20 protein-coding genes are annotated in these 17,583 nt (G+C 66.7%); 6 read left to right on the forward strand and 14 right to left on the reverse strand.

Annotated elements, in window-relative coordinates:
* Positions 1-38 precede the first annotated feature (38 nt).
* From GIY56_RS13845 to gluQRS, 3 genes are all read left to right on the forward strand, one after another.
* A complete protein-coding gene (locus GIY56_RS13845) occupies positions 39-662 on the forward strand; it encodes a 50S ribosomal protein L25/general stress protein Ctc (protein WP_154765434.1) in 624 nt (207 codons plus the stop codon).
* 84 nt (positions 663-746) lie between these two features.
* Entirely contained in the window at positions 747-2,084 is a 1,338-nt protein-coding gene (trmFO, locus tag GIY56_RS13850; RefSeq protein WP_154765435.1) for a methylenetetrahydrofolate--tRNA-(uracil(54)-C(5))-methyltransferase (FADH(2)-oxidizing) TrmFO, read from the forward strand.
* A complete protein-coding gene (gluQRS, locus tag GIY56_RS13855) occupies positions 2,066-2,911 on the forward strand; it encodes a tRNA glutamyl-Q(34) synthetase GluQRS (RefSeq protein WP_154765436.1) in 846 nt (281 codons plus the stop codon). Before trmFO ends, gluQRS begins: the two co-directional genes overlap by 19 nt.
* Positions 2,912-2,972: 61 nt before the next feature.
* Here the strand turns inward: gluQRS and hisI are convergent, their stop codons facing one another.
* Entirely contained in the window at positions 2,973-3,329 is a 357-nt protein-coding gene (gene hisI, locus GIY56_RS13860; protein ID WP_154765437.1) for a phosphoribosyl-AMP cyclohydrolase, read from the reverse strand.
* Positions 3,330-3,390: 61 nt separating this feature from the next.
* Between hisI and GIY56_RS13865 the strand changes: the two genes are divergently transcribed.
* Entirely contained in the window at positions 3,391-3,828 is a 438-nt protein-coding gene (locus GIY56_RS13865; protein WP_154765438.1) for an iron-sulfur cluster assembly scaffold protein, read from the forward strand.
* Between the two features lie 93 nt (positions 3,829-3,921).
* Here the strand turns inward: GIY56_RS13865 and GIY56_RS13870 are convergent, their stop codons facing one another.
* From GIY56_RS13870 to sciP, 5 genes are all read right to left on the reverse strand, one after another.
* On the reverse strand, positions 3,922-4,077 hold the full coding sequence (locus GIY56_RS13870) for a hypothetical protein (protein ID WP_154765439.1): 156 nt from the start codon (positions 4,075-4,077) through the stop codon (positions 3,922-3,924).
* Positions 4,078-4,089: 12 nt separating this feature from the next.
* A complete protein-coding gene (gene recG, locus GIY56_RS13875; RefSeq protein ID WP_154765517.1) occupies positions 4,090-6,186 on the reverse strand; it encodes an ATP-dependent DNA helicase RecG in 2,097 nt (698 codons plus the stop codon).
* On the reverse strand, positions 6,183-8,357 hold the full coding sequence (ligA, locus tag GIY56_RS13880; protein WP_196053636.1) for an NAD-dependent DNA ligase LigA: 2,175 nt from the start codon (positions 8,355-8,357) through the stop codon (positions 6,183-6,185). Before ligA ends, recG begins: the two co-directional genes overlap by 4 nt.
* Before the next feature lie 90 nt (positions 8,358-8,447).
* Positions 8,448-9,155 (reverse strand): response regulator transcription factor CtrA, encoded by a 708-nt coding sequence (gene ctrA / locus GIY56_RS13885; RefSeq protein ID WP_154765440.1) that lies wholly within the window; start codon positions 9,153-9,155, stop codon positions 8,448-8,450.
* A gap of 94 nt (positions 9,156-9,249) precedes the next feature.
* Positions 9,250-9,525 carry a CtrA inhibitor SciP gene (sciP, locus tag GIY56_RS13890; RefSeq protein WP_154765441.1) on the reverse strand — a complete coding sequence of 92 codons (276 nt, stop codon included), beginning with the start codon at positions 9,523-9,525 and terminating at the stop codon, positions 9,250-9,252.
* A gap of 144 nt (positions 9,526-9,669) precedes the next feature.
* On the opposite strand from sciP, the gene mnmA reads away from it, so the two are divergent.
* Positions 9,670-10,836, forward strand: coding sequence for a tRNA 2-thiouridine(34) synthase MnmA (gene mnmA / locus GIY56_RS13895; protein WP_154765442.1), 1,167 nt, complete (start codon positions 9,670-9,672; stop codon positions 10,834-10,836).
* On the opposite strand, the gene GIY56_RS13900 is transcribed toward mnmA, so the two are convergent.
* Complete coding sequence (locus GIY56_RS13900) at positions 10,808-11,218, reverse strand: SufE family protein (protein WP_154765443.1); 411 nt, start codon at positions 11,216-11,218, stop codon at positions 10,808-10,810. The genes mnmA and GIY56_RS13900 overlap by 29 nt on opposite strands.
* 111 nt (positions 11,219-11,329) lie before the next feature.
* On the opposite strand from GIY56_RS13900, the gene GIY56_RS13905 reads away from it, so the two are divergent.
* Complete coding sequence (locus GIY56_RS13905; protein ID WP_154765444.1) at positions 11,330-11,821, forward strand: hypothetical protein; 492 nt, start codon at positions 11,330-11,332, stop codon at positions 11,819-11,821.
* Between the two features lie 146 nt (positions 11,822-11,967).
* Here the strand turns inward: GIY56_RS13905 and GIY56_RS13910 are convergent, their stop codons facing one another.
* The 7 genes from GIY56_RS13910 to pyk all read right to left on the reverse strand — a co-directional run bounded on the left by GIY56_RS13910 (position 11,968) and on the right by pyk (position 17,470).
* Positions 11,968-12,468: a hypothetical protein gene (locus GIY56_RS13910; RefSeq protein ID WP_154765445.1), complete on the reverse strand. Its 501-nt coding sequence runs from the start codon at positions 12,466-12,468 to the stop codon at positions 11,968-11,970.
* Positions 12,465-13,547, reverse strand: a complete 1,083-nt coding sequence (pheS, locus tag GIY56_RS13915; RefSeq protein WP_154765519.1) for a phenylalanine--tRNA ligase subunit alpha — start codon at positions 13,545-13,547, stop codon at positions 12,465-12,467. The genes GIY56_RS13910 and pheS overlap by 4 nt, the downstream gene beginning before the upstream one ends.
* A 60-nt stretch (positions 13,548-13,607) precedes the next feature.
* Complete coding sequence (locus GIY56_RS13920; RefSeq protein ID WP_154765446.1) at positions 13,608-14,978, reverse strand: cytochrome P450; 1,371 nt, start codon at positions 14,976-14,978, stop codon at positions 13,608-13,610.
* Positions 14,979-15,079: 101 nt separating this feature from the next.
* Complete coding sequence (gene rplT, locus GIY56_RS13925; protein WP_103171045.1) at positions 15,080-15,439, reverse strand: 50S ribosomal protein L20; 360 nt, start codon at positions 15,437-15,439, stop codon at positions 15,080-15,082.
* A 16-nt stretch (positions 15,440-15,455) separates the two neighbouring features.
* Positions 15,456-15,656 carry a 50S ribosomal protein L35 gene (gene rpmI / locus GIY56_RS13930; protein ID WP_130989495.1) on the reverse strand — a complete coding sequence of 67 codons (201 nt, stop codon included), beginning with the start codon at positions 15,654-15,656 and terminating at the stop codon, positions 15,456-15,458.
* A 108-nt stretch (positions 15,657-15,764) separates the two neighbouring features.
* Complete coding sequence (locus GIY56_RS13935) at positions 15,765-15,989, reverse strand: hypothetical protein (protein ID WP_154765447.1); 225 nt, start codon at positions 15,987-15,989, stop codon at positions 15,765-15,767.
* A 35-nt stretch (positions 15,990-16,024) separates the two neighbouring features.
* Positions 16,025-17,470: a pyruvate kinase gene (gene pyk, locus GIY56_RS13940; RefSeq protein WP_154765448.1), complete on the reverse strand. Its 1,446-nt coding sequence runs from the start codon at positions 17,468-17,470 to the stop codon at positions 16,025-16,027.
* Positions 17,471-17,583: the final 113 nt, after the last annotated feature.

The raw sequence follows: 17,583 nt of genomic DNA on the forward strand, positions 1-17,583 counted from the left end.
AGGATGGCGGCGTCCACCAACTGAGTTAGGAACATATCATGGCCAAAGAGATCCCTGATCTGGTGGCCGAGCCGCGCGCGGGGTCAGGCAAGGGGGCCGCCCGCCAAGCTCGCCGCGACGGCAAGGTGCCGGGTGTCGTTTACGGTGACCACAAGGATCCGGTGAACGTCCAGTTCGACTTCAACAAGCTGCTGACGCAACTGCGCGCCGGGCGGTTCATGTCCACGCTGTTCAACCTTCAGGTCGAAGGCCAGGACGATGTCCGCGTCATCTGCCGCGGCGTGCAAAAGGATGTCGTCAAGGATCTGCCGATCCACATCGACTTCATGCGCCTGCGCCGCACGTCCAAGGTGAACCTGTTCATCCACGTGGACTTCATCAACCACGACAAATGCCCCGGCCTCAAGCGCGGCGGCACGTTGGTGACGGTGCGCCCCGAGGTCGAGCTGGTCGTGACGGCGGGCGACATCCCCGATCACATCACCGTCGATCTGGAAGGCCTGAACGTCGGCGACACGATCCACATCAACGACGTGAAGCTGCCCGAAGGCGTGAAGCCCACCATCGACCGCAACTTCGTGATCGCCAACATCGCCGCGCCGTCCGCGCTGCGTTCGGGCGGCGACGACGAACCGGCCGAGGCTGCCGCCGCGGAGGAGTGATCCCCGCCGCCTTGCGCGACCCTTGGGGCGGTGCCGCTGGCGCCGCCCTTTCCGTTTTGCTAGTCGCTTTCCGCAGGAGGTCACATGGAACCAGTCCATATCATCGGCGCGGGCCTTGCCGGATCCGAGGCCGCCTGGCAGATCGCCCGCGCAGGCGTGCCGGTGATCCTGCACGAGATGCGCCCCGCCAAGGGCACCTTCGCCCACAAGACCGGCAACTGCGCGGAAATGGTCTGTTCCAACAGCTTCCGGTCGGACGACGACATGATGAACGCGGTGGGCCAGTTGCATTGGGAAATGCGCACGGCAGGCGGGCTGATCATGGCCATGGCCGACCGCCACAAGCTGCCCGCCGGGGGTGCGTTAGCCGTGGACCGCGAGGCCTTTTCCGCCGCCGTGACCGAGACGTTGCAGGCCGAGCCGCTGATCCGGATCGTGCCGGGCGAGATCACAGACCTGCCCCAGGACGGCAACTGGATCGTGGCGACCGGTCCGCTGACCTCGGACGCGCTGGCGCAGGCGATCCGGGCCGTGACGGGCACCGATGCCCTGGCCTTTTTCGACGCCATCGCCCCCATCGTCCATGCCGACACCATCGACATGTCGGTGGCATGGGAACAAAGCCGCTATGACAAGGGCGAAACCGAGGCCGAACAGCGCGCCTATATCAACTGCCCGATGACGCGCGAGCAATACGAGGCCTTTATCGACGCCCTTTTGGCCGCCGAGAAGACCGAGTTCCACGAGGGCGAGACCGCTGGCTATTTCGACGGCTGCCTGCCGATCGAGGTGATGGCCGAACGCGGGCGCGAAACCCTGCGCCATGGGCCGATGAAACCGGTGGGACTGACGAACGCGCACAAGCCGGACGAAAAAGCTTATGCAGTGGTTCAACTTCGCCGGGATAACGCCATGGGAACGCTGTACAACATCGTCGGCTTCCAGACCAAGATGAAATACGGCGCGCAGACCCAGGTGTTCCGCATGATCCCCGGTCTGGAGAACGCCAGCTTCGCGCGCCTTGGCGGCATCCACCGCAATTCTTTCCTGAACTCGCCCACGCTGCTGGACGACCGGATGCGCCTGCGCCAGCGCCCGAACCTGCGCTTCGCGGGCCAGGTCACGGGCGTCGAAGGCTATGTCGAAAGCGCCGCAATGGGCCTGCTGGCGGGACGCATGGCCGCCGCGCAGGCGCAGGGCCGCGACCTGCCGCCGCCTGCGCCGACGACCGCCATGGGCGCTCTGGTCCACCACATCACCGGCGGGGCCGAGGCCAGGACCTTCCAACCGATGAACGTGAACTTCGGCCTGTTCCCCCCGCTGGACGAGGCGCGCAGTGGCCGCAAGGGGCGCAAGGACCGATACCCCGCCTACACCCAGCGGGCCAAGGACGATTTCAGCGCATGGCTGGCAACGCAGTAACGCGGTTCGCGCCCTCGCCCACCGGGCTGCTGCATCTGGGCCATGCCTATGCCGCGCTTGTGGCGGAACGCGAAGCCAGCCCCGGCCAGTTCCTGCTGCGGATCGAGGACATCGACCGCGACCGCTGCCGCGCGGAATACGAGGAAGCCATCTACGAGGATCTGGCCTGGCTGGGCCTTGACTGGCAGCGCCCCGTGATGCGTCAATCCGACCGGATGGCGGCCTATCGCACTGCGCTGGTCCGGCTTGCGCCGCTGACCTATCCCTGCCGCTGCCGCCGCGGCGACATCCGCGCGGCGCTGTCGGCCCCGCAGGAAGGCGTGCTGCCCGCTGGTCCCGATGGGCTGGTCTATCCCGGCACCTGCCGGACGCGAAGCCTGACTGATGCCGGCCCGGACGACGTGATCCGCCTGGACGCGGCCCGCGCCTTCGACGCCCTGGGCATTGACCGCGTCGGCTTTCGCGACCAGGCGATCATGCCCGGCCACGACCACATCCTGACCCGTGACCAGTTCCTAAATGGCATCGGCGACGTGATCCTGTCGCGGCGCGGCATGGGCACGTCCTATCATCTTGCCGTGGTCGTGGACGATGCCGCGCAAGGGATCACCCTGGTCACGCGCGGAAAAGACCTCTTCGATTCAACATACATCCACGTTCTTCTTCAGAAGCTGCTTCAGCTTCCGACGCCGCTCTACCACCACCACCGCCTGATCCGCGACGATGCGGGCAAGCGGCTGGCCAAGCGCGACGACGCCCGCGCGATCCGCCATTACCGCGAGGACGGTGCGACCCCGCAGGACCTCCGCCGGATGCTCGCCCTCTGACCTGCTTTGGACCTCAAATATCCCGGGGGAGTCGCGCATGGCGCGACGGGGGCAGCGCCCCCTATTCCACCGGTTCCATGATCTCGACCTCTGCCCCCTCGCGGACGGCCGTGTAAAAGCAGCTGCGCCGGTTGGTATGGCAGGCGGGACCGGTCTGGCGCACCAGGACCAGCAGGCAATCGCGGTCGCAATCGACGCGCAGCTCGACCAGTTCCTGCACATGGCCCGAGCTTTCGCCCTTGACCCAGAACGCCTGCCGCGACCGCGACCAATAGGTGACGCGTCCGGTTTTCAGCGTCCGCGCCACGCTTTCGGCATTCATCCAGGCCATCATCAGGACCTCGCCGCTGTCCGCGTCCTGCGCGATGGCCGGGATCAGGCCGCTCGCGTCGTATTTCAGGCTGGCGGGGTCGAACATCGGGTTTCCTTTCGTCGGTCGCGTTCCTATCTAGGGCCAAGGCAACGCGTGGGAAAGACCGATGGCGGACAGCGACCTGATGCAGCTCTACTCGCGCAGGATCCTTGCGCTGACGACGACCATCCCGCATCTGGGCGTGCTGCCCGATTTCGACGGCAAGGCCATGCGCCGGTCGCCGCAATGCGGATCCTCGGTCACGGCCTATGTCGCGATGGACGGCGACCGGATCGCCGATTTCGCGCAAGAGGTGCGGGCCTGCGCGCTCGGCCAGGCCTCGGCCTCGGTCCTGGGACAGGCGGTCATCGGCCGCAGCCGGGACGAGATCGCGGCCGCCCGCGATACCCTGCGCGCCATGCTGAAAGCCGGCGGCAATCCGCCCCCCGCGCCCTTTGCGGATCTCGAGGCGCTGTTGCCCGCCCGTGACTATCCGAACCGCCATGCCTCGATCCTGCTGGCCTGGGACGCAACGCTTGAAGCGATCGACCACGCCGCCGCATGAAAAAGCCGGCCCCCGAAAGGGCCGGCAGGTGCGCGTGCAGGACATTTGACGAGCGCACAGGCGAAGCGCCGTCATCGCAACGCGGGGCAGAGTTCAGGCCTGCAGGATGGCAGGCAGCCACAAGACGATCACGGTCGTGGTGGCAAGGGCAATCACGCCCAACAGATCAGAAGCGAATTCACGGGACATCGGCAACTCCTGTTTTGTTGCCTGTTTGTTCTCATATTCGCGCCCTTCTGTAAAGAACATTTTAAGAACTTCCTAACCGACCGAGATCAGCCGGATCGCCTCGTCCTGGCTCATCAGCCACATCAACATGCGGACGGCCTGCCCGCGCGGGCTTTCCAGCGCCGGATCCCGGTCCAGCAGCGCCCGCGCATCCTGCCGCGCCACGGCCATCAGCCCGGCCTGATGTTCCAGATCGGCGATTCGGAACCGCGGCAGGCCCGATTGCGCCGTGCCGATCACGTCGCCCGCGCCGCGCATCTCCAGATCCACCTCGGCGATGCGAAAACCGTCCTCGGTATCGCGCAGGGTGGTCAGGCGCCGGGCGCCCGATTCGTTCAGCGGCGGGTGATACATCAGCAGGCAGGTCGAGGCGCCCGTCCCCCGCCCGACCCGTCCCCGAAGCTGGTGCAGCTGGGCCAGGCCAAAGCTTTCGGCGCGCTCGATCACCATGATCGTCGCCTGGGGCACGTCCACGCCCACCTCGATCACGGTGGTCGCGACCAGCAGTTGCGCGCGGCCCTGGGCGAAATCGGCCATGGCCGCATCCCGCTGGTCGGGCGGCATCTGGCCGTGGACCAGGCGCACCGCCTCGCCGAACTGCGCGCGCAGCGACTGGAACCGCGCCTCGGCGGCGGTCAGGTCGCTGTTCTCGCTTTCCTCGACCAGCGGGCAGACCCAATAGGCGCGCGCGCCCTGATCCAGCACCCGGCGCAGCCGCGCCGTCACCTCGTCCAGCCGCTGGTCGCTGATCATCACCGTGGTGATCGGCTGCCGCCCTGGCGGCTTTTCGTCCAGGACCGAGATGTCCAGATCGCCATACTGCGTCAGCGCCAACGACCGGGGGATCGGCGTCGCGGTCATGATCAGCATGTCGGGCGGCACCTGGCCCTTGGCCGACAGTTCCAGCCGCTGCGCCACGCCGAAGCGGTGCTGTTCGTCGATGATCGCCAGCCGCAGGTCGTGGAAATGCACGTCCTTCTGGAACACGGCATGGGTGCCCACCAGGATGTCGATGCGCCCTTGTGCCAGATCCTCGAGGATCTGCGCGCGCAGGTCGCCCTTGTCGCGGCCCGTCAGCGCAGCCAGCCGGATGCCCGCCGCCCGGGCCAGAGGCTCCAGCGCGCGGGCGTGCTGGCGGGCCAGGATCTCGGTGGGCGCCATCAGCACCGCCTGCCCGCCCGCCTCGACCGCGACAAGGGCGGCCAGCATCGCCACCAGCGTCTTGCCCGAGCCGACATCACCCTGCAGCAGCCGGTTCATGCGCCGGTCGCTGGCCAGGTCGGCGGCGATCTCCCCGATGGCGCGGCGCTGCGCGCCCGTGGGCGGCCAGGGCAGGCTGTCCAGGACCGCGCGCCGCAGCCGGCCATCGCCCCGGCTCGGCCGCCCCTTCAGGCGCCGCTTTTCCCGGCGCACGAGGGCCAGCGTCATCTGATGGGCCAGGAATTCGTCATAGGCCAGCCGCGCCCGTGCGGGGACATCGGGCGACAGGTCGCGCATCGCCTGCGGGTCATGCGCCTGCCGCAGCGCGGTCGCCAGGTCGGGCCAGCCGCGCTGCGCCATCAGCTGCGGGTCGATCCATTCCCCGACAGGCGGCAGGCGGGTCAGCGCGGCCTCGACCGTCTTGGCCATGACCTTGCGCGTCAGGCCGGCCGTCAGGGGATAAACCGCCTCGAACTCGGGCAAGGGCGGCTCGTCCTCTCGCAGGATGTGGTCGGGATGGACCATCTGCGCCAAGCCGTCGAACAGTTCGATCTTGCCGCTGACGATGCGGCGCGCGCCGGTGGGAAGCTGCGCTTCGATCCATTCCTTGCGGGGATGGAAGAAGACCAGCGTCAGGTCGCCCACGCCGTCGCCGCAATGGACGCGCCATGGCCGGCCCTTGACGGTCGGCGGGTGATGGCGGCCCACGGTGACGGCGACCGTCACGACCTCGGGCGCGCGGGCGTCGCTGATGCGGGCGATCCGGCGGCGGGTGATGCCGCTGGCCGGCAGGGTCAGGATCAGGTCGCGGGGCCGTTCGATCCCCATCTGCGACAGCGCCGCGCGGCTTTTCGGGCCGATCCCCGGCAGGGTATCGACATCGGAAAACAGCGGGAACAGCGCCGGGGGGCGGCCCTTGGGCTGCGTCATGCGCTGCCCGCGATGCGCAGCCACTCATCCTCGTCGATCACCTTGACGCCCAGGTCGGCGGCCTTTGCGGCCTTGGATCCGGCGCCCGGGCCGGCGATCAGCAGGTCGGTCCTGGCGCTGACCGATCCGGCGACCTTGGCGCCCATGGCCTCGGCCCGGGCCTTGGCCTCGGCACGGGTCATCCGCTCCAGCGTGCCGGTGAAGACCAGGGTCTTGCCGCTGATGGGGGTTTCCCGGGTCTGGCGCGATTCGGCGGGGACCACCTCGATCTGCGCGATCAGGCGGTCGATGCTGGCGCGCTCGGCCTCTTGCGTCAGGGTGGTGACGAGGGACTGGACCAGCACGGAACCGATGCCGTTGATGGCGGTCAGCTCGGACCAGTGGGGGCTGTCGGCCATGACCGTGCGGCGGGTCTTGTCGTCCGCCGCATGGGCAGGTTCGCGCGCCGCGGCATCGACGGCGGCGATGAGCGCGTCCCAGGTGCCGAAATGCCGGGCGAGGATCCCCGCCGCGACCTCGCCCACATGGCGGATGCCCAAGGCGAAGATCAGGCGTTCCAAGGGGATGTGGCGCTTGTCCTCGATCGCGGCGAACAGCTTCTCAGTGGACCTTGCGCCGAAGCCCTCGCGGTTCTTCAGTCTGGCGAGGTTGCGCGCGTCGCGTGCGGCCAGGGTGAAGATGTCGGCGGGTTCGCGGATCGGCAGGGTGGCGTCGGTGAAGAACATCTCGATCTGCTTGGCGCCAAGGCCCTCGATGTCGAAGGCGGCGCGGCTGACGAAGTGCTTCAGCTTCTCGACCGCCTGGGCGGGGCAGGCCATGCCGCCCGTGCAGCGGCGCACCGAATCGCCCGGTTCGCGGATCGCGGCGGATCCGCATTGCGGGCAGGTTTCGGGGAATTGATAGGGCTGGCTGCCCCCGGGCCTGCGCGACAGATCCACATCGGCGATCTTGGGAATGACATCGCCCGCGCGATAGACCTTAACCCAATCGCCTTCGCGGATGTCGCGCCCTTCTCGGATCGGGGCACCGGTGCTGTCGCGGCCTGCGATGTAATCCTCGTTGTGCAGCGTCGCGTTCGAGACCACGACCCCGCCCACCGTCACCGGCTCCAACCGCGCGATAGGCGACAGCGCGCCGGTGCGGCCCACCTGGATGTCGATCCGGTCCAGCCGGGTCCAGGCCGTTTCGGCCGGAAACTTGTGCGCGAGCGCCCATCGCGGCGTGGTCGAGCGATAGCCCAAGCGCGTCTGAAAGGACAGGTCGTTAACCTTATAGACCACGCCGTCGATGTCATAGCCCAGCGTGGCGCGCTGCTGCTCGATCCCGGCCCAGACGGCGATCATCCCGTCGGCATCATGGCACAGCCGCGTCAGGGGATTGGTCTGGAAGCCAAGCGCCGCCAGCCGCTGGACGGCGCCGATCTGCGTATCGGACAGCGGCTCGCTGAGCTGCCCCCAGCCATAGGCGAAGAACCGCAGCGGGCGTGAGGCGGTGACCGCCGGGTCGATCTGGCGCAGCGATCCTGCGGCAGCGTTGCGGGGATTGGCAAAGACGCGGCCGCCCTCGGTCGCGTTCAACCGCTGGAAATCGGTGTGGGTCATATAGACCTCGCCCCGCACCTCGAGCAGGGCGGGCGCGTCGCCCGTCAGCCGGTGGGGAATGTCGGCGATGGTGCGGGCATTGGCGGTGACGTTCTCGCCCACGGCGCCGTCCCCGCGCGTGGCGGCCTGGACCAGCACGCCGTTCTCGTATCGGAGGGACAGCGACAGCCCGTCGATCTTGGGTTCGGCGGTGAAGGCGGGCGTGTCCCGCAGCCCCAGGAAACTGCGGACGCGGGCCACGAAGTCGGTCACGTCCTCGGCGCTGAAGCCGTTTTCCAGCGACATCATGCGCTGCGCATGAACGACCTTGCCAAAGCCTTCGGCCGGCGCGCCGCCGACCTTCTGCGTGGGGCTGTCGGGCCGGGCAAGCTGCGGGAAGGCGTGTTCAAGGGCCAGCAGCCGCCGCTTCAGGGCGTCGTATTCGGCATCCGACAGGACCGGGGCGTCGAGGGTATGATACTCCTCGTTCGCCTGGGCGATTCGGGCCGAGAGATCGGCGATTTCGTCGGCGGCGCGCCCTTCGTCCAGCGTGGCCATGTCCACGCCGCCATCATGATCGGTGTCCGTCATCGCTGCCTCCGCCTTCCGTCTGTGCGTTCTATACGACGTTCGGCGAGGGGTTTTACAGGGGCCACGGCAGGCCGCCGCAGCCCGCCAGGGTCAGGCGCCGATCGCCAGACGTTCCACGCTGGGCGAAGGCTCGCGCAGGACATAGCCCCTGCCCCAGACCGTCTCGATATGGCTGTCGCCGCCGATCGCCTCGGACAGCTTCTTGCGCAGCTTGCAGATGAAGACATCGATGATCTTCAGTTCCGGCTCGTCCATGCCGCCGTAAAGATGGTTCAGGAACATCTCCTTGGTCAGCGTCGTGCCCTTGCGCAGGCTGAGAAGTTCGAGGATCTGGTATTCCTTGCCCGTCAGGTTCACGGTCTTGCCCTTGACCTGCACGGAACGCGCGTCCAGGTTCACCACGATCTCGCCCGTCTTGATGATGGCCTGGCTGTGGCCCTTGGACCGGCGGATGATCGCCTGGATGCGGGCCTGCAATTCCTCGCGGTTGAAGGGCTTGGTCATGTAGTCGTCGGCGCCGAAGCCGAAGCCCCGCAGCTTGCTTTCGGTGTCGTCCGAACCGGTCAGGATCAGGATCGGCGTATCGACGCGGGCCAGGCGCAGATGGCGCAGAACCTCCATCCCGTGCATGTCGGGCAGATCCAGGTCCAGCAGGATCAGATCATAGTCATAAAGCTTGGCGAGATCGATTCCCTCCTCGCCCATGTCCGTCCGAAAGACGTTGTAGCTTGCGGCGGTCAGCATCAGTTCGATGGCGCGTGCCGTACTGGGATCGTCTTCAACCAACAGAATACGCATAAAAGTTTACCCCGATTCGTGTCTAACCTGACCCAACCATCGGATCATAAGGTTAACATGTGGTTACCTTATGTTTAAATTGCAGAGATGCAATCTAAGGTTGCCGGAAACGCTGGATCGCGGTTATCTTCAATGCGGCCCGGCCGTGTTTCTGCATCGCCTTTGTCCAACCGTCGAGTTCCTCCTCGGACAGGCCATAGCGGCGCAGCGCCTCCTCCTTGCCGATCAGGCCGTGCAGGACGGCGTTCACGACCGTTTCCTTGCGGCTGGCGACCCATCGCGTGTCGTCCGGCGGCAGGTCGGCCACGGAGAGAACCCTGCCATCGGGCAGGATGACGGTTCGAGGGGCATCGGTTTTCTTCAAGAACATCCCACCTGTCCTATGTCGCGTGGGACGACAGTGACGGAAAGCCATTAATCCCGGATTGAGCATGGCAGCTTTTCAGGTCGTTCGGCGCTTGAGAATAGGCAGCATTTGCCTATATTTAGACGCAACCATTGCCCGAGACATGCCATGACGCTTCCCCACCGCGCCCCGGCGCGCGCTTCCGAATTGAACAGCCTGGGCTTTGCCAAGCCGCCTGCGCAGACGCGGGTGGTGGTGGCGATGTCGGGGGGCGTGGACAGTTCCGTCGTGGCGGCCAGGCTGAAGGCCGAGGGTTATGACGTGATCGGCGTCACCTTGCAGCTTTACGACCACGGCGCGGCGCTGGCCAAGAAGGGGGCCTGCTGCGCGGGGCAGGACATCCACGACGCGCGGCGCGTGGCGGAACGGATGGGTTTTCCCCACTATGTCCTCGATTACGAAAACAAGTTCCGCGAATCGGTGATCGACGAATTCGCCGACGCCTATCTGGCGGGCGCGACGCCGGTGCCCTGCATCCGCTGCAACGAGCGGGTCAAGTTCCGCGATCTTCTGGAAACCGCGCGCGACCTGGATGCCGATTGCATGGCGACCGGCCATTACATCCAGCGCAAGGACGGCCCGAACCGTGCCGAGCTGCACATGGCCGCCGATCCGAACCGCGACCAGAGCTATTTCCTGTTCTCGACCACGCAGGAACAGCTGGATTTCCTGCGTTTCCCCCTGGGGCACCTCGCCAGCAAGGCGGAAACGCGCGCATTGGCCGCCGAATACGGGCTGGCGGTGGCGGACAAGCCCGACAGCCAGGACATCTGCTTCGTGCCGAACGGCAACTATGCCGCCGTGATCGAGAAGCTGCGCCCCAATGCCGCCGAGCCGGGCGAGATCGTGGACATGGACGGCACGGTGCTGGGCCGGCATCGCGGCGTGATCCACTATACCATCGGCCAGCGGCGGGGGCTTGGCATCGGCGGCCTGGGCGATCCGCTGTATGTCGTGCGGCTGGACCCGGACCTGCGCCGCGTCGTGGTCGGACCGAAATCGGCGCTTGCCACGAGCGTGGTGCCCATCAGCGAGGTGAACTGGCTGGGCGATCAGCCCTTCGCGGGCGAGATCCCGGTGATGGTCCGCATCCGCTCCACCCGCCCCCCGCGTCCCGCGATCCTGCGACCCATCGACGCGACCCGGGCCGAGGTCGAGCTGCTGGACCCCGAGGAAGGCGTCAGCCCCGGCCAGGCTTGCGTGTTCTACGACCCCGACAGCACCCGCGTGCTGGGCGGCGGCTGGATCACGCTGCGTCGGCGGAAAGCTGCCTGATCCGCTGGATCATCGCGCGCAAGCCGTTCGACCGCTGCGAGGACAGGTGTTCGTCCAGGCCAAGCCGCGCCAGTGCGGCCTGCGCGTCGATCCGGTCCACCTCGGCCACCGGCACCCCGGAATAGAGCGCGTGCAGCACCGCGATTAGCCCGCGCACGATCATGGCGTCGCTGTCGCCCTGGAAGTCGAAACGGCCGTTCTCGATCCTGGGCATGATCCAGACCTGGCTGGCGCAACCCTCGACCTTGGTGGCGGGCACTTGCAGCGCCGGGTCCATGGGCGGCATGGCCCGGCCCAGTTCGATCACGTGGCGATAGCGTTCCTCCCAGTCGTCCAGGAAGTCGAAGGTCTCGGCGATGTCTTCAAAGGCTTGGGTTGCCATGGCGCGGTCCTTTTGTTTCCGTGGTTAGCGCGCCGCGCCCCCAAGGTCAAAGTGCCTTTATCCCCCTGCGGTTTTCGCCTAACAAACCGGAAACGCCCGAGGGATGGTGACATGAACAGACTGACCGCGCCCCTGCTGATCGCCGCGCTAGCCTTGTCCGGCTGCGGACGGCTTGGCGACAGCGGCTGGAACCCCCTGTCCTGGGGCAGCGCGCCGGCAAGGTCGCTTGAACCTAAGGGCGGCTATGCCGAGGTGTCGGACACCCGCCCCGACATCCCCCAGATCACCTCGGCCCGGTGGGAGCCGCTGAACGAAGGCCTCTTGCTGGTCGTGAACGGCTTTGCCCCGGTGCGCGGCTATTCCTCGGTCGCGCTGGTCACGGCGCGTCCGATGCCCGGCGACCGGATCTCGCCCGACGCGGATGGCGTGCTGCGGTTGCGGCTGGTGGGCGTCCCGCCCGCCCCCGGCAGCCCCGCCGCCCTGCCCGCCCGCCCCGGCGTGGACGAGATCACGGCGGCTATGGCGCTGTCGGCGGTGCAACTGTCGCGGATCGCGGCGGTCGAGATCGCAAGCGCAGGGAATGTGGTGACGCTGCGCCGGTAGGGTGCGTGATGTCACGCACCGTTTGCGGCGGAGTGGTGCGTGCGAGCACGCACCCTACGAAGGTCGAGGTAGGATGGGTTTTACCTCACCATTTCCAACGACGGTTCAGGACGCGGTGGGGTAGAACCCCACCCTACAGTTGCTATCTATTTTGCTAGGCGAACGGATTGATCGCGAGCAATCATTACGAATTTGGCTCGATCAGCAAATAATTTAGCAGAAAGTTCCTTGAACTTTTCTGGTGGTCGGCTTTCCTGAAAGGCTTCATATAGATATTTTAAGCAAGCAGCGTATGACCGGGAAAGTTCCTGTGCAGAAGTAACCAGTTCGATGGGCGCCCTCTGCATAATCAGGAGGTTTTCGTAATAGTTGACTCTCGCAAGCTTAGCACCAACTGATTGTAGTACATTTTCAGTTCGCACACCTGCGGGGTCTTCAATAATCGATGAACATGCTTCAGCGAGTTTGGCGCAAGTGCCCCTAATTTCTTCAGCAAGTTTGTATCGTGCATCAAGACGCTTCTGACGACCATAGACATAAACTGCAATGAACAGCGCTGTTAGAGACGCAATTGTGGCGGTGGCGACAGAAGCGACAGACTGAATAATCCTTGGGTCCAGTGAGAAGAACCAAGTAAGAAGTTTCACCTGCTCAGCCCACCCGCCACGCTCGGAACATCCCCCGCCGCGAACCCATAATGCCGCAGCCACCGCAAATCGCTCTCGAAGAACGCCCGCAAATCCGGGATCCCGTATTTCAGCATGGCGATGCGGTCGATGCCCATGCCGAAGGCGAAGCCCTGCCATTGGTCGGGGTCGATGCCGCCCGCGCGCAGGACCTTGGGATGGACCATGCCGGATCCGAGGATCTCCAGCCACGAATCTCCCTCGCCGATCTTCAACTGCCCGCCGGACCAGTCGCAGCGGATGTCCACCTCGGCGGACGGCTCGGTGAAGGGGAAATGGCTGGCGCGGAAGCGCAGTTCGACCTGGCCCACCTCGAAAAAGGCGCGGCAGAATTCCTCCAGCGTCCATTTCAATTGCGCCATGGAAATGTCGCGGTCGATGGCGAGGCCCTCGACCTGGTGGAACATCGGCGTGTGGGTCTGGTCCATGTCCATGCGATACACGCGGCCGGGGCAGATCACGCGGATCGGCGCGCCCTGGTCCTGCATGGCGCGGATCTGGACCGGGGACGTATGGGTGCGCAGCACATGCGGGGGGCGGTTGTCGCCGGGCGCGCGGTGCATGAAGAAGGTGTCGTGTTCCTGGCGCGCGGGGTGTTCGGGCGCGATGTTCAGCGCGTCGAAGTTGTACCAGTCCGATTCGACCTGCGGGCCTTCGGCGACCGCGAATCCCATGTCGGCGAAGATCGCGGTCACTTCCTCGGTCACCTGGCTGATCGGGTGGATCGTGCCCTGCGGGCGCGGGCGGCCGGGCAGCGTCACGTCCAGCCATTCGCCCGCCAAACGGGCTTCCAACGCCGCATCCTCCAGCGACAGCTTGCGGGCGCGGAGCGCCGCGTCCAGTTCGTCGCGCAGCTCGTTCAGGGCGCGGCCAATGGTCTGGCGTTCCTCGGGCGTCATGCGGCCCAGTTCGCGCATCTTCAGGCTGATCTCGCCCTTCTTGCCCAGGGCGGCAAGGCGCACCTCCTCGATGGCGGCGGGATCGGTGGCGCCGTTGATGCGGTCAAGCCATTGCTGGCGCAGGGGGGTCAGGTCGTCCATCGTCATGCCTCGTCCTTGTCGGGCATGGCGTTAGCATCTGCGGGGCCAGGGGGGAAGCCTTCAGCGCGGCTTCACGTCCAGCCAGACCCCGCCATGCGGGCGCAGCGTCAGGATCATGCGGGGCTGCGGGTCGCGGCCCGGGATGGCCGTGAAGCGGAAGCGGGCCAGAAGCGTGGACAGGATGATGACGGCCTCGTGCAGGGCGAAGCTGGCGCCGATGCAGATGCGCGGCCCGGCGCCGAAGGGCAGGAAGGCGTAGCGGTCGGGGGTCGTCAGGAAACGGTCTGGATCGAAGGCGTCGGGGCGGTCCCACAGCATGTGGTGGCGGTGCAGCGCATAGATCGGCAGCATCACCGTGTCGCCGGGCAGGACCTCGCGCCCGCACAGCCGGTCCGCCACCTGGGCCGTGCGCGACAGGAAGGCCGCGGGGGGATACAGGCGCAGCGTCTCGTTCACGATGCGCTGGATCAGGGGCAGCGCGGGCAGGTCGGCGGCGGTGGCGGCGCGGTCGCCAAGAACGGCCTGCGCCTCGGCTGCCGCGCGGTCCTGGATGGCGGGATCGAAGGCGCACAGGTAAAGCGCCCAGGCCAGCGTCAGGGCGGTCGTCTCGTGTCCCGCCACGATGAAGGTCAGCAGGTTGTCGCGCAACTCGTCCCGCGTCATGGCGCGGCCGGTTTCGGGATCGGCGGCGTGCAGCAGCAGATCCAGCAGGTCGGGCGCCCCTTCGGCCCGGGGCGCGGCGGCGCGGGCGTCGATGGCGCGGTCCGCGATCTGCTTCATCCGGCCAAGGCCCGGGCGCGCGAACATCCGCCCCGGCCGCGGCACCCAGCTGGGCAGGCCCAGCACGTCCAGAAGCGAGACCTTGCCCGTCTGGGCGATATAGCCGTCGATGGCATGATGCACCGCGTCCCGGTCAAAGGCCTGGTCGCCCGACAGGGTCACGTCGGAAATCACCTCGAAGGTCGCGGCCACCGTTTCCTCGAACAGATCGACCGGGCCTCGGGCGGCGGACAGGCGGCGGCTGGAGGCCTCGGCCGCGGCGGTCATGACCGGGCCAAGCGCCTCGACATGGCGCAGGGCAAAGGCGGGGGCCACCGCGCGGCGCTGCCAGCGCCACTGGGCACCTTCGGCCACGAACAGGCTGTCGCCAATGGCGGGTTCAAGCATCAGCTTGGTGACGATGGACTTGGGATAATCCTCGACCCGGTCCTTGAGGATGTGGCGCAGCGTGGGCGGGTCCATGACCATGTGGAACCGCACCCCCGTCTTGCCCGAGACGATGGGCTGGCGCGTCGCGATGGCGGGGATCAGTTCCAGCAGGTTCCGCCGGGCGGTCAGGGCGGTGCCCAGGATGCCCAACGGCTGGCGGGCCAGCGCGACCTTGACGGGGTCGCGGGCGGGACGGCTGGTGAAGGTGTCGGGGGCGTGCATATCCCAAGGATAGGAAGCGCGCGGCCCCGAAACAACGGCACCCATGAAAAAGGCCGGCGCGTTCTGCACCGGCCCCTGTCGTTGTCGCTGTCCCGAAGGGATCAGGCGGCGGCCTTGGCCTGCGCCACGATCGCGCCGAACGCCTCGGGTTCGTTCACGGCCAGGTCGGCCAGAACCTTGCGGTCAACCTCGATCCCGGCTTTCGCCAGCAGGTTGATGAAGCGCGAATAGGTCATTTCCGCGTCCACCAGGCGGACGGCGGCGTTGATCCGCTGGATCCACAGCGCGCGGAAGTTGCGCTTGCGGGTCTTGCGGTCGCGGGTGGCGTACTGGTTCGCCTTGTCCACGGCCTGCGTGGCGGTGCGGAAGTTGCGCGACCGGTTGCCATAATATCCTTTCGCCGCGTCAAGAACCTTCTTGTGGCGGGCGTGGGTGACCTTGCCGGATTTAACTCGTGCCATTGTTCAGTCCTCGCGATCAGCGGTTGTAGGGCATGTATTTCTTGACGATCTTGGCGTCAGCGTCCGATAGGACGGTGGTGCCGCGGGCGTCGCGAATGAACTTGATCGTGCGCTTGATCATGCCGTGGCGCTTGCCGGCCTGGGCGGATTTCACCTTGCCCGAAGCCGTGAACGAGAACCGCTTCTTGGCGGCCGACTTGGTCTTCATCTTCGGCATTTTCATCTCCTTCATCAGAGTGAACGCGCGACTCGGCAATGCCATGGTGGCCGGACGCACGGATAGGAAGCGCGCCGTATAAGCGCGCGTCACGGGTTTGGCAAGGCCTCAGGGTGCGGTCGCGCCGCCGGTCACGCGCGCCCAGGCCTGCGGGATCTGCTCTAGGCCGAAGGGCTGCGGTCCCAGCCAGGCGGCGGCAAAGATCGCCGCGATCCCCAGGACCAGCAGGATCGCCGCGGCACGCGGGGGCCGGGTCTGCAACAGCTGCACGACGGCCACGACGACCGAGATCAGGCACAGCGCGATGCCGCCAAGCAGCAGAAGATCAGACATGGAAAATCCCCGTGATGGTTTGCCTGGGTCCGCGCTTATTCCGGATCAGAGGCGAAGATCAAGCGTTCGTCGCAGGGCGCGATGCGGACGATGTTCGTCGTCCCCGGCACGTTGAAGGGCACGCCCGCGATCACGACGATCTGGCGGGACTCGTCGGCAAAGTTGAACTCGCGCGCGGCGCGGGTGGCGTTGACCACCGCCTCCTTGAAGCGGCTCAGTTGCGGGGTGATGACGCAATGCGTGCCCCAGGTCAGGCACATGCGGCGCAGCACCGATTCGACATGGGTCAGCGCGATGATCGGCACGCGCGGGCGTTCGCGGGCCACCAGGCTGGCGGTCTTGCCCGACTGGCTGAAGGCGCAGATCGCCGCGATGTCGGTCGTCTCGGCAATCTCGCGCGCGGCGGTCACGATGGCGTCGGCCACGGTGTGCAGCTTGTTCTGGCGCGAAGCCTCGATGATGGCGCGATAGTTGCTGTCGGCCTCGACCGAGCGGGCGACGCTGTCCATCGTCCGTACGGCCTCGATGGGATAGGAACCGGCGGCGCTTTCGGCCGACAGCATCACCGCGTCCGCGCCCTCGTAGATGGCGTTGGCGACATCGCTGACCTCGGCCCGGGTGGGCATCGGGCTGTCGATCATGGATTCCAGCATCTGCGTGGCGACGATCACCGGCTTGGCGGCAGACCGGCACTTGCGGACCAGACGCTTCTGGATCGGCGGGACCGAGTGGATCGGCAGCTCCACCCCCAGATCGCCCCGCGCGACCATGATGCCGTCGGACGCGGCCAGGATTTCCTCGAAGGCATCGACCGCCGCCGGTTTCTCGATCTTGGACAGGATCGCCGCGCGGCCGCGGGCCAGGGCGCGCGCTTCCTCGACATCCGCCGCGCGCTGCACGAAGGACAGGGCCAGCCAGTCCACGCCCAGTTCGCAGGCGAATTCCAGGTCGGCGCGGTCCTTGTCGGACAGCGCGGCCAGGGGCAGAACCACGTCGGGCACGTTCACGCCCTTGCGGTCGCTGATGGTGCCGCCGACAGTCACGGTGCAATCGGCGAAATCGGGACCGCATTCCTCGACCCGCAGGCGGATCTTGCCGTCATTGACCAGCAGGTTGCTGCCGGGCACGAGGGCCGCGAAAATCTCGCGGTGGGGCAGTTGCACCCGGTGGGAATCGCCAAGCGCCGGGTCCAGGTCGAAGCGGAAGCGGTTGCCCTCCTCCAGGTCGCAGGCGCCCGCGGTGAACTGGCCCACGCGCAGCTTCGGCCCTTGCAGGTCGGCCAGGATGGCGATGGGTCGGCCCGTTTCGGCCTCGACCGCGCGGATGGCGTCGTGGCGGGCGCGGTGGTCTTCGTGGCTGCCATGGCTCATGTTCAGGCGGAACACGTCGGCGCCGGTGTCGAACAGCGCGCGGATCATGTCCTTGGTGCTGGACGCCGGTCCCAGCGTTGCCACGATCTTCACATTGCGATGTCGTCTCATTCCGGCCGCCCTTTTTCCGTTTGCGCTAACTATGGTCCAGATCGCCCGCGGCTGCAACTGGCGTCCGGCAACACCATGGCATAGACATCCGGCGACATGAAGGATGACCGACC

This window comes from Paracoccus lichenicola, assembly GCF_009708075.1.
Lineage (GTDB): Bacteria > Pseudomonadota > Alphaproteobacteria > Rhodobacterales > Rhodobacteraceae > Paracoccus > Paracoccus lichenicola.